This is a genomic window from Streptococcus sp. GMD4S (assembly GCF_000296955.1).
Map to the genome: position 1 here is coordinate 1 of NZ_AJRE01000224.1, position 1,420 is coordinate 1,420.

4 protein-coding genes are annotated in these 1,420 nt (G+C 40.2%); all 4 read right to left on the bottom strand.

Annotation, left to right across the window (positions count from 1 at the left end; genetic code table 11):
- The coding region (locus GMD4S_RS08865; protein WP_000413193.1) for an MORN repeat-containing protein at positions 1–365 on the bottom strand (365 nt) is incomplete at its 3' end.
- Complete coding sequence (locus tag GMD4S_RS08870; protein ID WP_016893828.1) at positions 352–795, bottom strand: low molecular weight protein-tyrosine-phosphatase; 444 nt, start codon at positions 793–795, stop codon at positions 352–354. The genes GMD4S_RS08865 and GMD4S_RS08870, both read right to left, overlap by 14 nt.
- Before the next feature lie 47 nt (positions 796–842).
- Entirely contained in the window at positions 843–1,163 is a 321-nt protein-coding gene (gene yajC, locus GMD4S_RS08875; protein WP_025168800.1) for a preprotein translocase subunit YajC, read from the bottom strand.
- Between the two features lie 128 nt (positions 1,164–1,291).
- Positions 1,292–1,420: transketolase-like TK C-terminal-containing protein (locus tag GMD4S_RS14000; RefSeq protein WP_008289735.1), on the bottom strand; the 129-nt coding region annotated here is incomplete at its 5' end.

Genomic DNA, 1,420 nt, shown 5'->3' on the forward strand with positions numbered 1-1,420 from the left:
ACTTCTTGCTCTGTAGTCAACTTCCCTTGACCTTCAGCCTGACCATTTACAAAATCACCTTCGTATTTCCAGCCATCTTTTGATTGAAAAGTCCCTTTCCCATTAAAGGCTCCATTATTGAAATCACCTGTATATTGGTCTCCATTTTCAAAGGTCAGGGTTCCTTGACCATTCATTTTCCCACGTACCAAGGTGCCATCATAAACAAGAGCTCCACCATCAAGTGTCAAGACACCTTTTTTAGGCGTATTTAGCAGAAATACCGAAAGAGCACAGAGTACCATTACAACTACTGCAACGAGCTCTAACCTAGGACGAGTTAGGTAAACTCTACACTTCTCATAAAATTGTTTAAGCTTTTCCATTGTCACTCTCTTTTTCTAATCGATCTAGCCAGCTTTGACATCCACTTGTGATACGAGCATAGGTTTCCTCAAAATCTCCTGTATACCAAGGATCTGGGACATTTTCAGCCGCAAAAGAGTAGATCTTGTACTGTAGTTCCTGAGGACACATGTGACGCAGATCTGAAACGTTTGAAGCATCCATACCGATAATGTAATCGAACGATTCAAAGTCTTCCCTGCCAATCTGAAGCGATGTTTTATCTTTGTCATATGGAATCTGATATTGCTGGAAAATTCCTTGCGTTCCCTTGTGAATCGGATTGCCATGTTCCCATGATGACGTTGCCCGACTCTCGACGTGGTAATCGCTCGTCATGGACTTCATCACAAACTCTGCCATAGGGCTTCGGCAGATATTTCCTAGGCAAACAAATACTATTTTTTTCATCCCTTTTCCTCTCGTCTCATAGAAAAACGGGAGTGACAGGTCCCGTTTTATTCTTCGATTGCTCCGCCTTCGTCAACAACTGTTCCTTCTGGTGTCACAGCTTCTTTGAGTGGCAAAACGGTCTTGATCGCAGCCAATTCAAAGGTCAAATAAACCCCATCTACATCCAGTACGATTGTACCTTTCTCAGTATCTACTTCATCCACTGTTCCGTAAAGCCCACCAATTGTAATGACTTCATAGCCTTTTTGAAGCTTGTTCAAGCTTTCCATACGCTTTTGTGCTTGTTTCTTTTGAGAACGTTGCATAAAGAACATCAAGGCAAACATACCTACAAGCATGATCAAAAATGTTAAATTTGGACTAATATTTTCCATAGTATTTTCTCCTTTGTATTTTACATAGGACTACTATATCAAATTTCAGCTACTTTTACAAGATTGTGCCTTGTTTTTATGGTTATAAAAAATCAGAGTTTTCACTCTGATTTTTGTGATTATTTCAAGTTTTGAACGACTTTGACTAGATTTTCAACTGTAAATCCGTACTCTGCCAATACTTTTGGTGCTGGGGCAGATGCTCCAAAGGTATCAATACCGAGAACTGCACCATCAAGACCAACATA

Bases quoted from the DNA above. Each gene is read 5' to 3' on its own strand.
- GMD4S_RS08870 (WP_016893828.1), bottom strand. From the start codon at position 795: ATGAAAAAAATAGTATTTGTTTGCCTAGGAAATATCTGCCGAAGCCCT.